General features: G+C 66.7%; 11 protein-coding genes. 10 read left to right on the plus strand and 1 reads right to left on the minus strand.

Annotated elements, in window-relative coordinates:
• Positions 1 to 127 precede the first annotated feature (127 nt).
• From EPN98_RS14520 to EPN98_RS14540, 5 genes are all read left to right on the plus strand, one after another.
• Positions 128 to 643: a MaoC family dehydratase N-terminal domain-containing protein gene (locus tag EPN98_RS14520; RefSeq protein ID WP_293363561.1), complete on the plus strand. Its 516-nt coding sequence runs from the start codon at positions 128 to 130 to the stop codon at positions 641 to 643.
• 3 nt (positions 644 to 646) lie between these two features.
• Complete coding sequence (locus tag EPN98_RS14525; protein ID WP_293363562.1) at positions 647 to 1,057, plus strand: MaoC/PaaZ C-terminal domain-containing protein; 411 nt, start codon at positions 647 to 649, stop codon at positions 1,055 to 1,057.
• Positions 1,057 to 2,601, plus strand: a complete 1,545-nt coding sequence (locus tag EPN98_RS14530; protein WP_293363564.1) for an acyl-CoA synthetase — start codon at positions 1,057 to 1,059, stop codon at positions 2,599 to 2,601. The genes EPN98_RS14525 and EPN98_RS14530 overlap by 1 nt, the downstream gene beginning before the upstream one ends.
• Positions 2,602 to 2,659: 58 nt before the next feature.
• The gene (locus EPN98_RS14535) at positions 2,660 to 3,403 is read left to right on the plus strand and encodes a glucose 1-dehydrogenase (RefSeq protein WP_293363565.1); all 744 of its coding nucleotides are present in this window, start codon (positions 2,660 to 2,662) and stop codon (positions 3,401 to 3,403) included.
• A gap of 174 nt (positions 3,404 to 3,577) precedes the next feature.
• On the plus strand, positions 3,578 to 5,704 hold the full coding sequence (locus EPN98_RS14540; RefSeq protein ID WP_293363567.1) for a matrixin family metalloprotease: 2,127 nt from the start codon (positions 3,578 to 3,580) through the stop codon (positions 5,702 to 5,704).
• On the opposite strand, the gene EPN98_RS14545 is transcribed toward EPN98_RS14540, so the two are convergent.
• The gene (locus tag EPN98_RS14545) at positions 5,701 to 6,888 is read right to left on the minus strand and encodes a DUF418 domain-containing protein (RefSeq protein ID WP_293363568.1); all 1,188 of its coding nucleotides are present in this window, start codon (positions 6,886 to 6,888) and stop codon (positions 5,701 to 5,703) included. The two genes, EPN98_RS14540 and EPN98_RS14545, sit on opposite strands and share 4 nt — an antisense overlap.
• Positions 6,889 to 6,991: 103 nt before the next feature.
• On the opposite strand from EPN98_RS14545, the gene EPN98_RS14550 reads away from it, so the two are divergent.
• The 5 genes from EPN98_RS14550 to EPN98_RS14570 all read left to right on the plus strand — a co-directional run bounded on the left by EPN98_RS14550 (position 6,992) and on the right by EPN98_RS14570 (position 12,923).
• Complete coding sequence (locus EPN98_RS14550; protein ID WP_293363569.1) at positions 6,992 to 7,684, plus strand: TetR/AcrR family transcriptional regulator; 693 nt, start codon at positions 6,992 to 6,994, stop codon at positions 7,682 to 7,684.
• Positions 7,685 to 7,863: 179 nt separating this feature from the next.
• Positions 7,864 to 10,089, plus strand: a complete 2,226-nt coding sequence (locus EPN98_RS14555) for a TonB-dependent receptor (protein ID WP_293363571.1) — start codon at positions 7,864 to 7,866, stop codon at positions 10,087 to 10,089.
• A gap of 62 nt (positions 10,090 to 10,151) precedes the next feature.
• A complete protein-coding gene (locus tag EPN98_RS14560; protein WP_293363573.1) occupies positions 10,152 to 11,384 on the plus strand; it encodes an MFS transporter in 1,233 nt (410 codons plus the stop codon).
• An 833-nt stretch (positions 11,385 to 12,217) separates the two neighbouring features.
• Positions 12,218 to 12,448 (plus strand): hypothetical protein, encoded by a 231-nt coding sequence (locus EPN98_RS14565; RefSeq protein ID WP_293363575.1) that lies wholly within the window; start codon positions 12,218 to 12,220, stop codon positions 12,446 to 12,448.
• 91 nt (positions 12,449 to 12,539) lie between these two features.
• The gene (locus EPN98_RS14570) at positions 12,540 to 12,923 is read left to right on the plus strand and encodes a helix-turn-helix transcriptional regulator (protein WP_293363576.1); all 384 of its coding nucleotides are present in this window, start codon (positions 12,540 to 12,542) and stop codon (positions 12,921 to 12,923) included.
• Positions 12,924 to 12,982 lie beyond the last annotated feature (59 nt).

Here is a 12,982-nt window from a genome sequence, read left to right on the forward strand (position 1 = left end):
AGGGAAACCGGTGTCATACGCGGCGGGGAGAGCGTAACGGCATGACGGGTTGACTGACGCAGCGCGAGACCGCCTTCATTTAGAAGAGGCGGTACCCTGAGATGCCGCCATTCCAAGAGGGAGCGCCATGGCGGCCAAGAGATTTCCGGTGGAGGCGAGCCACATCCTCATGTTCGCCCGCTCGATCGGCGACGAGAACGTAGTCTACACCGACGAGGAAGCGGCGAAGAAGACCGAGGCTGGCGGCATCATCGCCCCGCCCACCTTCGTCCAGGCAAGCGCTCAGTTTGACCCGGACTACTTCCTGCGTCCCAAGGTGGGCCAGCCCTGGTTCGGTTCGGGCAAGAACCCGACCGGTATCGTCCGTGCGCCCGGCGGCGGCGGCGGCGGGGGCGGCGGTGGGCTCCACGCCGAGCAACACTATGAGTATCACCGGCCGCTGCGCGCCGGCGACGTGCTGACCGCGACCACCTTGCCCGGCAAGACCTGGGAGAAGGAAGGCAAGCGCTCGGGCAAGCTCGTGTTCTCTGAGAGCGTCACCGAGTACCGCGACCAGAACGGGGAACTCGTCGTCACCGCCCGCGGCGTGGGCGTGCGCACCGAACGGCCGGTCGAGCAGCCCGCCAAGAAAGAGGAGGCCTGAGCGATGGCTCTTTCCGCCGCCAAGCTGAAGGTGGGCGATGTCCACACGGCCCGTCTGGTCGAGGACCTCAAGCGCACCCAGATCGTCCAGTACGCGGGCGCCTCGGGCGACTACAACCCGCTGCACACCGATGAGATCTTCACGACCAAGGTCGCCGGCTACCCGTCGGTGTTCGCCCACGGGATGCTGACCATGGGCATGACCGGCAAGATGCTCACCGACTATGTGGGCGACACGCGCCTGACCAAGTATGGCGTGCGCTTCACCAGCCAAGTCTGGCCGGGTGACACCCTGGACGCCACCGCGACCGTCACCGAGGTGGGCAATGGGCTGGTGAAGTTCGACGTGTCGACGAAGAACCAGGACGGCGTCGAGGTGCTGTCAGGATACGCGGAAGCGCGGATCGACGCCTGATGCACCCCAGCGTCTTCGCGGAGACCACCCCGGACAAGCCCGCCTTCATCATGGCGGGCTCAGGCCACACGGTGACGTTTCGCGAGTTGAACGACCGCTCCAACCAGGGGGCCCAGCTCTTCCGGGCGCTGGGCCTTCGGGTGGGCGACGGGGTGGCCATCATGATGGAGAACCACCCCATCTACTACGAGGTGCTGTGGGCGGCCCAACGCTCTGGCCTTCGCTATACCGCCATCTCCTCGCGCCTGACGGCCGGGGAGGTCGAGTACATCGTGAAGGACTCCGGCGCGAAGGTGTTCGTGGTCTCGAGGGCCATGGCGCCCGTGGCCATGGAGTTGGCTGAAAACCTCTCCGACGTGACCCTGCTGATGGTCGACGAGGCGGTGGCCCCCTTTGGCTCGTTCGAGGCCGAGCGGGCCAGGCATCCTGCGACACCCGTCCCCGACGAAACGCCGGGCGCGGCTATGCTCTACTCGTCGGGCACGACGGGTCGACCCAAAGGCGTGAAGCGTGCGCTGGCCGGCGGCTCGCTATTGGAGGGCGAGGCGCTGACGGCCTGGGCGCGCGAGGGCTACGGGATGGATCCCGAGACCATCTACCTGTCGCCCGCACCGCTCTATCATGCCGCCCCCCTGGGCTGGTCGATGAACGTCCAGCGCCTGGGCGGCACGGTCGTGATGATGGAGAAGTTCGATCCCGAGGACTGCCTGCGGCTGATCGAGAAGCACCGGATCACCCACGTCCAGTTCGTGCCTACGCACTTCGTGCGCATGCTCAAGCTGCCCGAGGCGGTGCGGGCCAAGTACGACCACAGCTCGCTGAAGGTGGTGTTCCACGCGGCCGCGCCGTGCCCGGTGCCGGTGAAGGAGCAGATGATCGCCTGGTGGGGCCCCATCATCCACGAGTACTACGCCGGCACCGAGGGCAACGGCCGGACCGTAATCGACAGCTACCAGTGGCTGGCCCACAAAGGCTCGGTGGGCCGCGCGACCCTTCCCGTTGAGGTGAAGATCTGCGACGACGACGGCGAGCCGCTGCCGCCGCGGTCCGAGGGGATGGTGTTCTTCGCGGGCGGCGGGAAGTTCGAGTACCACAACGCGCCCGAGAAGACCGCCGACAGCACCAACAAGTACGGCTGGACGACGCTGGGCGACGTGGGCTGGCTGGACGAGGAAGGCTACCTTTACCTCACCGACCGCAAGAGCTTCATGATCATCTCGGGCGGCGTGAACATCTACCCGCAAGAGATAGAGAACCTCCTGATCACCCATCCGAGGGTGGCCGACGCCGCGGTGGTGGGCGCGCCCGACGATGAGATGGGCGAGAAGGTGGTGGCGGTGATCCAGCCGATGGACTGGGCCGACGCTGGCGACGACTTCCGCGCCGAACTGACCGCCTTCTGCCGCGGCAGCCTGTCGGGCGTGAAGCTGCCGCGCCAGATCGATTTCATGGAGGAGCTGCCGCGCCACCCGACGGGCAAGCTCTACAAGCGCCTCATCCGCGACGCCTACTGGGCGCAGGCCAAGGCCGCCGCTGGCGGTTGATCCTGGTTCCATTCCCCTGCGGACGGCCGCCAGAGTGGCCGAAAAGCGAGGGAACGGCATGACCCACGAACTCTTCGACCTGTCCGGCAAGGTCGCCCTGATCACCGGCGGCAGCCGTGGCCTGGGCCTGCAGATGGTGCGCGCCTTCGCCAAGGCCGGCGCGGACGTGATCATCGCCAGCCGGAAGCTGGAAGCCTGCGAGGCCGCCGCCGAGGAGGTGAGGGCGCTGGGCCGCCGCGCCCTCGCAGTGGCGGTTCACGCCGGGCGCTGGGACGAGATGGATGCGCTGATGGCTGCCGCCTACGCCGAGTTCGGCCGCATCGACATCCTGGTCAACAACGCCGGCATGAGCCCCGCAATGCCCAGCCACGAGGTCACCGAGCAGCTGTTCGACAGCGTGCTGAACCTGAATTTCAAGGGACCGTTCCGGCTGGCCTCGCAGGTGGCGCACCGGATGGCCGAGGGCGACGGCGGGGTGATCATCAACATCTCGTCGACCGGCGCGCTGGTGCCGCTGCCGCGGGTGATTCCTTATTCCGGAGCCAAGGCGGCGCTGAATGCGATGACCGTCTCGCTGGCGCACGAGTACGGGCCGAAGGTACGGGTCAACACCATCTCGGCCGGACCGTTTCTCACCGATATCTCGAAGGCCTGGACGCCGGAGGCGCGTGAGACCTCGGACAACGCGCTGCGCCGCCCCGGCCGCCCCGAGGAGATCGTCACGACGGCGCTGTACCTGGCCAGCCCGATGTCGTCGTTCACCACGGGGACCATCGTGCGAGTCGACGGCGGACAGCACTAGGTCTGTCCAGCGGGATCGCTCCGCGCCTGAACAATTCCGAGAACTTCCCTCTACCGGCGAGCGAGCTTGCCAAGCTCAACCGCAGGAGATGAAGTCACTTGGCCTTGGGGAGGCCGGTCGTGCGGGGTGGCGTGCGCCCGCGCGAGCAGTTGGGGTAGGCGCGTCTTGCCGACAGTGACGACGTTTGACGCGCTGCTCTCTGGGATCAGCTGGAACGGCGTGGGCGTGGCCGGCCGACCCGTGTTCGTCACCTATTCGTTCGACGCCACCTTCTCGTCGGCATTCACCAGCAGCTTTTCGCCCGCCTTCCTGAGCAGCTTCCAGGCCTTCACGCCAGCTGAGCAGGACGTGGCGCGGCAGGCGCTCAATGCCTGGGCCGACGTGAGCGGGCTGACCTTGATCGAGGTCCCCGCCGGGATGGGCGATATCCGGTTCGGCGTCTACGATTTCCGCTTCGGCCCGGAGAACATCCAGGACAGCGCAGCCTTCGCCTACAATCCTTACGTCCTGAACCTGCCCGATGGGGCCTGGGAAGAGGACTTCGGCGGCGACGTCTTTGTCGATATCGGCCAGGTGAACTTCGACATCCTGGTGCACGAGATCGGCCACGCGCTGGGGCTCAAGCACCCGTTCGAAGGCGAGCCGACCCTCGAGAGCGCGATCGACGACCTCGTCCACACGGTCATGACCTATAACCCCGCAGGAGGACCCGCGACGGCGCTCGGCAGCCTGGACGTGCTCGCCATCCAGCACCTCTACGGTCAGCAGGCGGCCGACGGAACCCAGGCGCAGAGCTGGTCGTGGGACGCCGCATCGCTGACGCTGACCCAGTCGGGCGGCGCCGGCGACGATACGCTGGCCGGCGTGGCGGTGAACGATCGGATCCGGGCGGGCGCGGGAGCGGACTACGTCATGGCCCGCGGCGGCTCGGACCGCCTCGACGGCGAAGAAGGCGCCGATACGATGGCCGGCGGGGCCGGCGACGACACGCTGAATGGCGGCGCCGGGAACGACATCCTCGACGGCGACAACGACAACGACACCATGGTGGGTGGCGCGGGCGACGACGAGCTTTGGGGCATGGCCGGGTCCGACACGCTCGATGGCGGCGACGGCGACGACTACGTGAGCGGCGGCTCGGGCGTGAACCGCCTGTTCGGGGGCGCCGGCAGTGACACCCTGACCATTTCGGCGGGAACCAGTTTCGTCGACGGTGGAGAGGGCTACGATGAGCTCTGGTACTTTGCTGCGGGCCCCGGGCTCACGAACTACGCCACCCTGACGGCCGGGGGCGGCGTCTACGCCAATATCGAGGCGATCGCCTTCTACGGTGGTCAGGGCCTCGACACCATGGTCGGCGGCGATCTGATCGACTTCCTGATGGGCTACGCAGGCGCGGACTCGCTATCGGGCGGAGGTGGCGGCGACGAACTCTACGGCGACTCGGGAAACGACACCCTGTCGGGCGGAGACAGCTCGGATCTGCTGGATGGCTCAGCTGGCGACGACGTGATCCTGCCCGGCGAGGGCGCCGACGAGATCTGGGGCGGGATCGGGATCGACACGGTCGATTACTCGGGCGAACTGTCGGCGGTCGAGGTCACTGTCAACGCGGCCCGCGCTACGGCCGGCCAGACCGAGACCATGAACGGCGTCGAGAACCTGGTGGGCTCGGCCTTCGCCGACAACCTCACGGGCGATGCGGGCGACAACCGCCTGTTCGGCGGCGGCGGGAACGATACCGTCCGGGGCGGCGACGGGGCCAACTACCTGCGCGGCGACGACGGGGCCGACAGCCTGGGCGGCGGGATCGGCTTCGATGACATCAACGGCAACGTCGGTGACGACACCGCCTCGGGCGGTGCCGGTGACGACTGGGTGGTGGGCGGCAAGGACCGCGACCTGCTGTTCGGCGACGACGGGAACGACCTCGTCTACGGCAACCTGGGCGCCGACACCTGCGAGGGCGGATCGGGGAACGACACCCTGCGCGGCGGGCAGCAGGACGACGTGCTGCTGGGCGGGTCGGGCGATGATTTCCTGTCGGGTGATCGCGACAACGACACCCTGACCGGCGGGGCCGGGGCCGACGTCTTCCATACCTTCGCCGAGGCCGGCGTCGACCGCGTCACCGATTTCAGCGCCTCGCAGGGCGACCGCGTTATGCTGGTCGCGGGTACGCAGTACACGCTGGCCCAGGTCGGCGCCGACACCGTCATCAGCATGACCGGCGGCGGCCAGCTGATCCTGGTCGGCGTGCAGATGAACTCGCTCCCCACCGGCTGGATCTTCGGGGCCTAGGCGTTCGCGGACGCCGGCTTCGGCTGTTTCACAAACGGCTGGCGTTTCCACTGCACCAGAGAGCGCCAGACCCACTCGAACGGGCCGTACTGGAAGCGCGTCAGCCAGGGCTGGCTCCAGGTGAGGATGAAGGCCCAGACCCCGGCCACCACCCACAGCTGCTGGGCGCGCGACAGCTCGCCGTAAAGGCCCAGGCCATAGCCGCAGAACACCAGGCTCGTGATGATCGAGGTCATCAGATAGTTGCTGAACGCCATGCGCCCGGCGGCCGCCAGTCGGTTGGTGAGCCACGTCACGGCGCCCGCCCGGATCACCAGCAGGAGCGCCGCCGCATGCGCCAGCGCGATGAGCGGGCGGCCGATCTGCTGCCACACCTCGTTCTCGTGCAGCACCTTCGCGTCAAAGCCGCTCTGGACGATGCCGTAGGCGAGCCAGGCCGTGAACGGGGCCGCGAGCAGGTAGCCGATGGCAATGGTGATGGCATAGGCGCGACTGGACCAGCCCAGCGTGAAGAAGCCCGTTCGGAACAGCGCCATGCCCAGGAACATCTGGCCGATCGCCTCGGGGATCGTGTCGAACGGATGGATGACGAGGTAGAAGAGCACCAGCATGTTCAGCCGCGCCTGCGTCGCGTCCATGAAGCCGCCGCTGAATCCTTTGAGTTCGGCCTCATTGGCGCCCGGCGGGGCTGCGAGCAGCTCGTGGTTCATGGCGTTCTTGGCCAGCAGGGCCGCCAGAATCGCCACACCGATTCCGATCTGCATCCGCGGGCTCAGCTTGCGGAACGGGAACACCAGGACACCGGCGATCGCGTAAGGGACAAGGATGTCGCCGAACCAGAAGAACACGGCGTGGACCAGCCCGATCAGCAGCAGCCAGAGCATTCGCCGGTAGTGGGTGGCGGCGGGACTGAGCCCCGAACCCGCCTCGGCGCGATCGGCGATCAGCACCATCGAGGCGCCGAACAGCATCGTGAACAGCGCCCGCATCTTGCCGTCGGTCAGCACGTTGTTGACCGCCCAGGTCCACATGTCGGCGCCCGTCGAGCCCCCCGCGTAGGTGGGGTCGAGGTAGGCGAATGAGGGCAGGCCCATGCCCACGATGTTCATCAACAGGATCCCCAGCACTGCGAACCCGCGGACCGCGTCGATGGAGAGGTGCCGTTCGGCGCTGGCGCTGGTCATGCGATTCCCCCGTGCTCCCTGATGGGCACTCTGGTCGACGCCCGCGCACTGTCAACGCGGGCAAACAGTGCTAGCGATGCGCGGTGAGATGCTGGAGAGACGGTTGGCCCGGGCGGACGGACAGGCAGGCGGCGCGCTGCGCGGACGTCGCCCCAAAGGCCAGGGGCCCGACCTTCGCCAGTCCATTCTGGACGCGGCGGAGGCCCTGTTCTCGCGTCACGGCTTCTACGGCGTCACGGTCCGACAGGTGGCTTCCGAAGCCGGCGTCGACACGGCGCTCATCCACTACTACTTCGGCGCCAAGCGCGAGTTATTCGACAGCGTGTTTGCCCGCAGGGCCGAGATCCTCAACGACGAGCGAGTGGCGGCGATGCGGGCCTACGCCGACGCACACGTCGGGACCATGACGCCCGAGGGTATCATCGGCGCCTTCATAGATCCTCTGATCCAGCGCTCGATGACGAACGATGAAGGCTGGACGAACTACTTCCGGCTGGTGGCGTTGGTGAACAACACGCCCGCGTGGGGCGGCGAGACCATGCATCGCTTCTTCGATCCCGTGGTCCACCAGCTGGTGGACATGCTGAAGATGGCGCTGCCGGGCGCCGAGCTGCGAGACCTCTACTGGGGCTATCAGTTCCTCACTGGGGCGATGATGCTGACCCTCTCCGAGACCGGACGCATCGACCAGCTGTCGGACGGCCTGTGCCGGTCGACCGACCTGGAGGCTGTGCGCGACCGGCTCTATGCGTGGTGTGCGGCCGGCCTGACCGAGGTTGTGCGCCGCCGGCTCTGATCGCGCAGGGCAGCTACTGTGCCATAAATTCATCACCCGCTTAAAATGTGCCGCGCCGGTCGCTCCAGCCCCTGGCGGATCGCGCGCGAATGGCTCAGAAGGTTCTTCAATTCACTAGTCAGTGAAAATGTGCGGCGCCGCTCCGGCCATCGGGGCAGGTCGGCGCTGGGAGGAAGAACATGAAAAGCTTCGTGAAAGCCGCCCTCCTTGCGGGCGCCGCCTGGTCCGTCGTTCCCACGCTCGCGTTCGCTCAGGCCGCCGAAGAGGGCGCCGGTGTCGAAGAGGTGGTGGTCACCGCCCGCCGCCGTGAGGAGAGCCTGAAGGACGTGCCGGTCGCCGTAACCGCGGTCACCGGCGAACGCCTGGCCGCCACCGGCGCCGTTGACATCACCACGCTGCAGCAGACCACCCCGAACCTTACCGTCCAGGTGGCGCGCGGTTCGAACTCGACGCTGATCTCGTTCATCCGCGGCGTCGGCCAGCAGGACCCGCTGTGGGGCTTCGAGCCCGGGGTCGGCCTCTACATCGACGACGTCTACGTCGCGCGTCCGCAGGCCGCCGTGCTCGACATCTTCGACGTTCAGCGCCTGGAGGTGCTGCGCGGTCCGCAGGGCACGCTCTACGGCCGAAACACCATCGGCGGCGCGATCAAGTACGTCACCGGCAAGATCGAGGGCGACCCGCAGTTCAAGATCAAGGGCGCCTATGGCTCGTACGACCAGAAGGACCTCGTCGCCTCGGCCAAGGGCCAGGTCAACGACTGGCTAGGCCTGGGCCTGACGTGGGCCACGTTCAACCGCGACGGTTTCGGCAAGAACCTGACGACCGGCGCAGAGCACTACAACAAGGACGTGGTGGCCGCCCGCGCCACCGTCGAGGTCACCCCGTCCGAGAGCCTCTTCTTCCGCCTGTCGGGCGATATCGTCACCGACCGTTCGAACCCGCGTCACGGGCACCGCGAGGTCCCGGCCCTGAACGCCCTCGGCCAGCCGATCGCCGGCGGCGAGGTGCTGTCGGACATCTATGACACCCGTGCCGGCGCCGGCGACAAGAACAAGGTCGAGGCCCGCGGCGTGTCGCTGCTGGGCGAGTGGAAGGCCAGCGACACGCTGACCTTCAAGTCGATCACGGCCTATCGCGCTGGCGAGACCGAAGGCGTCATCGACTTCGACACCCTGCCGGCGTCGATTCTGGACATCCCGGCGCGCTACAACGACCACCAGTTCACCCAGGAGTTCCAGCTGCTCTACACGAGCGACCGGCTCCAGGGCGTGTTCGGCCTCTACTACCTGAACGCCACGGCGGCGGGCGCCTTCGACACCGTGCTGAGCCAGGCCAATCTGTCGATCGCCACGGCCGGCGCCGTCGACACCAAGAGCTACTCGGCCTTCGCCGACGTGAGCTATGACGTCACTGACCGCCTCTCGATCTCGCTGGGCGGCCGCTACACCAAGGACAAGAAGACCGGGCAGGTCTATCGCCAGAACTTCACCGGGCTGAAGACCCCGCTGTTCGGCAACCGCCTGGCGGTCCCCGGCCTGATCCGCTCGAACTTCGTCAGCTCCGACACCTACGAGCGGTTCACCCCGCGCGTCAGCGTGAAGTACGACATTACCGACGACGTGAACGGCTACGTCTCGTTCAGCCAGGGCTTCAAGTCGGGCGGCTTCGACATGCGGGCCGACGCGATCCTCACGCCCACCTCAGTCAATGGCTACGACCCTGAGAAGGTCGACAGCTATGAGGGTGGCCTGAAGGGCTACTTCTTCGACCGGCGCCTGTCGCTGAACACCGCGGTGTTCTATTCGAAGTACAAGGACCAGCAGATCACTCAGCAGACTCCGGTCGGCGCCTCGATCGCGTCCCAGGTGCTGAACGTCGGCAGGAGCCACATCTACGGCGCCGAGTTCGAAGGTCAGGCCAACTTCACCGAGAGCCTCTTCGCCAACTTCTCGCTGGGCTACACCAAGGCCGAGTTCGACGAGTACCGGGCGCTGGATCTGACGCGAACACCCCCGGTGGTGCGCGACTTCGCCAACGAGCGGGTCTTCCAGAACACGCCGAAGTGGAACGGCTCGGTCAGCCTGACCTACAAGGCCGACCTGGGCGACAACGGCTCGATCGCCTTCATCCCGTCGGCCTCGTACCGCTCGTCGTTCAACATGTTCGAAATCCCCTCTCGCCTCGACCAGGACAGCTACTGGCTGCTGGACGCTAGCGTGGTCTGGACCTCGGCCGACGACCGCTATCGCGTCGGGCTGCACGGCAAGAACCTCGGCGACGAGGAATACCGGATCGGCGGCTACAACTTCCCGCAGTCGGCCGGCGTCCTCTTCGGCAACTCGGTCAACGCCTACTACGGCCCGCCGCGTACCGTGAGCCTCACGGTCGAAGCGAAGTTCTGACATAGCGAGACGCCCGGATCCCCCTCGGAGCCGGGCGTCTTTCGTTTTGCGGGTGGCCTTCCATGACCCAGCGCTACCGGATCGTCGTGCTGGCGGTCCTGATCCTCGCCTACACGTTCAACTTCCTGGACCGGCAGATCCTCGGAATCCTGGCCGGGTCGATCAAGAAGGACCTTGGCCTCACCGACAGCCAGTTGGGGCTGATGGGCGGGCTGGCGTTTGCGCTGTTCTATACCGGCCTGGGCGTGCCCATCGCCGCGTGGGCCGACCGCTCGAGCCGCACCTGGATCATGACCGGGGCGCTCACGCTCTGGAGCGGCTTCACAGCCCTCTGCGGCCTGGCGACCGGCTTCTGGCAGCTGTTCCTGTGCCGGATGGGCGTCGGCGTCGGCGAAGCGGGCGGCGTGGCCCCGGCCTACTCGCTGATCAGCGACTACTTCCCCAAGGACCAGCGGGCGAGGGCGCTGGCGGCCTACTCGTTCGGCATCCCCATAGGCTCCGCGCTGGGCATCCTCTTCGGCGGGCTGATCGCAGCCACCATCGACTGGCGGGCCGCCTTCATCATCGTGGGCCTCGCGGGCGTGCTGCTGGCGCCGATCTTCCGGCTCGTGGTCAAGGAGCCGCCGCGCGAGACCCCTGTGAGCGCTCCGACGCCCGTCGTCGCCGGCCTTAAAGAGCTGCTCGCCAAGCCCAGTTTCTGGCTGATCTCACTTGGCGCGGCTGCCTCGTCGGTCTGTGGCTATGGCGTTGCGTTCTGGTTGCCCAGCTTCTTCGAACGCAGCCTGGGCATGGGTCTCGTCGATCGGTCGCTGTTCCTGGGGTCGATGACCCTGGTGGGCGGCGTGATCGGCGTCTGGGCGGGCGGGGTGCTGGGCGACCGGCTGGGGCAGGCGCGGCCAGCAGCGTACCTGCTCGTGCCGGCCGTCGCGTTCCTGCTGGCGCTGCCCTGCTTCGTGCTGGCGGTGCAGGCGCAGTCGCTGGCGGTGGCGTTCGTGCTGTTCCTGATTCCGACCGGCCTGAACCTGGTGTGGCTGGGGCCTGTCATTACGGCGGTTCAGCACCTCGTCCCGGCGGCCCAGCGTTCAACCGCTTCGGCCTGTTTCCTCTTCGTGAACAACCTGATCGGGCTAGGCCTGGGCACCTGGTATTTCGGGGCCGTTTCGGATGCGCTCACCCCGCGCTTCGGGGCCGAGGCGCTGCGCTACGCCATCTACTCCGGCCTGAGCTTCTACGTCGTCAGCGCGGCGCTGTTCGCGCTCGCAGCTCGTGGCCTGAAGCGCGACTGGGTCGCCTAACCCCCATGATTTCGCTGCGATGCAACAGTCGCTGACGCAGCGACGCTTCCCTCGGCAGAGGTGAAATGACACCGGTTTCCAAAGAATTCTCGCGTCGATGATATTTTTCGCTTGCGTGCAGTGCAGCAAAGGCTCATTAGTGGTCTTGCCCTTTTGGGCGTTTCCTCCCTAATGAACTGCCGCGCCTTCGGGCGCGGCTTTTTTTTGGCCCAGCCGCGCCGTCGCGCGGCGCCTTTGCGAGTTGGTCTGGCCCGTCGGGAAGCCGTCACCCGGTGAAGCCGGCGAGGAACCACCGGCCAGCATTTTCGACATGGCGATCCGGTCGCGGTCGGTGATGTACGATGTCGCGTCGGCGCCGAGAGAGCACCCGGACGGGGTTTCGGCGGGCCGCGCCCTGACAACTCAACTACCCGAAATGGGGCGTTCACAACTCTCGCGAGCAAGGCGCTTGAGGGCCGCTGCAAGCCTTCAGGCATGGGCGCGACTCAGATCGTCGGTGGGCCGGTCCCAATGACAACTACTTGGCCAACTTGAGCAGTTCCACAGCCTCGCCGCCAGGCGCGAACCGCCGGCGACAAGCCTTGCCTTGCTTAGCAGTTCCGAGACGGCGTCGGCGCTGCAGGCGTCCAGCGCGGCGGTGTCGAATTCGACGATCTCGCACGTTTGCGGGAGCCTCGCATTGTGGCGAATTTGGCTCATAAGGGCGTCTAACCCTCTGATCGTCCGAGGGTTCCAGGTCGCATTCGACGGATGATCGCCGTTACGCCACGCGCTCGCTCCAGTTGCTTGCAATCCCCTGATCGATGGTCGAGTTTGCCACAAAAGGGGGCCCGATGATTCAGGACGAGGAGCACGGCAGAAAGCTGGCCCAGAACCTGGTGGAGCTGCTGGCGCCCTATGAGGAGGAGCTCATCCTTCTCGAACGCGAAGCCCCGGTCTTTGCTTCATTGCGGCGGGCTCTGGGCATCGCGATGGCGGAGGCCTGCTACGTGATCTCCGACCTACCATCGCCGCAGGCAAACCTGGTGCCGCCCGCGGATGATCTATCAAACCAGGAGCAGTAGGCGTTAAACCCCCCAAGTGACGCGTTTCCCCCCAGATGCGAGCTACCCAAAAAACAACAACCTGCCCCCCGCTAAGAAGACAAGAGCACCCATGGCCAATAAACCTGAAGCCGCTGCCGACCCTGTTGACGTTGCGGTAGGCGCGCGGATCCGGCTGTTGCGAAAGGTACGGGGCCTTTCCCAACAAGCCCTGGCGGAAGCCGCCGGGGTCACCTTCCAGCAGATTCAGAAGTACGAACGGGGCGCCAATCGCGTCTCGGCCTCGATGCTGACCCGCATCGCCAAGACCTTGAGCGTGCCGGTCGCCGAGATGTTCGGCGAAGCGTCGGCGTCCAGTGGCGCAGTGGACGAGGTCGCGGCCCTCCTGGCCGAACCTGGGGCCCTGGAACTCCTAAAGGCCTATGCCGGCTTACCCCGTGGCGTCTCCCGCTCGGCTCTCGTAGAGTTCGTGAGAAGTCTCCGCCAACCGAGCTGATCTATGCGCCATCGAATTCCGGGCGCGGCCGTTCTGGCCGCGCTTGCGCTTTGCGTTCC

Source organism: Phenylobacterium sp., assembly GCF_004299445.1.
Classification (GTDB): Bacteria; Pseudomonadota; Alphaproteobacteria; order Caulobacterales; family Caulobacteraceae; genus Phenylobacterium.

What these genes read in the sequence shown, in the direction of transcription:
- EPN98_RS14555 (WP_293363571.1), top strand. Translation starts at nt 7,864, where the DNA reads ATGAAAAGCTTCGTGAAAGCCGCCCTCCTTGCGGGCGCCGCCTGGTCC.
- EPN98_RS14520 (WP_293363561.1), top strand. Translation starts at nt 128, where the DNA reads ATGGCGGCCAAGAGATTTCCGGTGGAGGCGAGCCACATCCTCATGTTC.
- EPN98_RS14570 (WP_293363576.1), top strand. Translation starts at nt 12,540, where the DNA reads ATGGCCAATAAACCTGAAGCCGCTGCCGACCCTGTTGACGTTGCGGTA.
- EPN98_RS14525 (WP_293363562.1), top strand. Translation starts at nt 647, where the DNA reads ATGGCTCTTTCCGCCGCCAAGCTGAAGGTGGGCGATGTCCACACGGCC.
- EPN98_RS14535 (WP_293363565.1), top strand. Translation starts at nt 2,660, where the DNA reads ATGACCCACGAACTCTTCGACCTGTCCGGCAAGGTCGCCCTGATCACC.
- EPN98_RS14565 (WP_293363575.1), top strand. Translation starts at nt 12,218, where the DNA reads ATGATTCAGGACGAGGAGCACGGCAGAAAGCTGGCCCAGAACCTGGTG.
- EPN98_RS14560 (WP_293363573.1), top strand. Translation starts at nt 10,152, where the DNA reads ATGACCCAGCGCTACCGGATCGTCGTGCTGGCGGTCCTGATCCTCGCC.
- EPN98_RS14530 (WP_293363564.1), top strand. Translation starts at nt 1,057, where the DNA reads ATGCACCCCAGCGTCTTCGCGGAGACCACCCCGGACAAGCCCGCCTTC.
- EPN98_RS14545 (WP_293363568.1), bottom strand. Translation starts at nt 6,888, where the DNA reads ATGACCAGCGCCAGCGCCGAACGGCACCTCTCCATCGACGCGGTCCGC.